The organism is Streptomyces sp. NPDC033229 (assembly GCF_055576875.1).
Genome location: NZ_JBVIQR010000209.1, coordinates 1 through 1,339, shown reverse-complemented (window position 1 = coordinate 1,339; position 1,339 = coordinate 1). Strand labels below are relative to the sequence as shown.

Sequence of the window (1,339 nt, the reverse complement as noted above, 5' to 3'; positions counted from 1 at the left end):
CTCCACCACAATGCCCGCGACCCACGCCGCCCCCTCGCACTCCTCGACCTCAGATGATCACGAACCGGACGTCACACGACTACGCCAAAGCCCTGGGTGGGGGGTGGGTGATCAGCGTGGAGGACTGGGCCGAGATTCGGCGGTTGCACCGGGCCGAGAAGATGCCGGTCAGGGCGATCGCGAGGAAGTTGGGGATCGCCAGGAACACGGTGCGGCGGGCGGTGGCCAGCGACGCGCCGCCGAAGTACCAGCGGGCGCCGAAAGGCTCGATCGTCGATGCGGTCGAGCCGCAGATCCGCGAGCTGCTCGAGCAGTGGCCGGACATGCCAGCGACGGTGATCGCCGAGCGCATCGGCTGGACTCGCGGGCTGACCGTGCTCAAGAACCGCGTCCGCGAGCTGCGGCCGGCGTATCTGCCGGTGGGCCCGGCATCGCGGACGGTCTATGAGCCGGGCGAACTCGCCCAGTGCGATCTGTGGTTCCCGCCCGCGGAGATCCCGCTCGGGTTCGGGCAGACCGGCTGCCCGCCGGTGCTGGTGATGGTCTGCGGATACTCGCGGTGGATCAGTGCCCGCATGCTGCCGTCGCGGAACGCGGCTGACCTGATCGCGGGGCACTGGCGGCTGCTGGCCGAGCTCGGGGCCGTCCCGAAGGCTCTGGTCTGGGACAACGAGGGCGCCGTCGGGTCCTGGCGGTCGGGCGGCCCGCAGCTGACGGACGACTTCGCCGCGTTCGCCGGCCTGCTCGGGATCAGGATTATTTTGTGCAAGCCCCGTGACCCCGAGGCCAAGGGACTGGTTGAAAGGGCGAACGGGTACTTGGAGACCTCGTTCATGCCCGGCCGGGTCTTCACCTCGCCGGCGGACTTCAACGTCCAGCTCGCCGACTGGCTCACCAAGGCCAACCGGCGCCTCCACCGGACCTTGCAGGCGAGGCCCGCGGACCGGCTCGACGCCGACAAGTCGAGGATGCTCGGCATCCCGCCGATCTCGCCACCCACCTGGTGGAAGTCCAGCCTCACATTGCCGCGCGACCACTACGTCCGCCTCGACACCTGCGACTACTCCGTCCACCCCCTGGCCGTCGGCCGCCGGGTGGAGGTCGCCGCCGACCTGGACCAGGTCCTGGTCACCTGCGACGGAGTCGAGGTCGCCCGTCACACCCGCTGCTGGGCCAAGCACCAGACGCTCACCGATCCCACTCACGCGGCCGCGGCCCAAGCCGCCCGCACCACCATCAACAAGCCTGAGGTGCCTCGAAGTTCTCGGACAGGTGTCCAATAGGATCGCCTGGAACAGGGAACGAGGAAGAAGTGGCGCCACCGAGGAAGTACTCGCAG

The 1,339-nt window shown here is 69.2% G+C and carries 1 pseudogene; it reads left to right on the top strand.

Features of this window, described 5'->3' with window-relative positions:
* Window positions 1-107: 107 nt before the first annotated feature.
* Window positions 108-1,229, top strand: a pseudogene (gene istA / locus ACZ53N_RS37440) (IS21 family transposase); the annotation flags it as partial.
* Window positions 1,230-1,339: the final 110 nt, after the last annotated feature.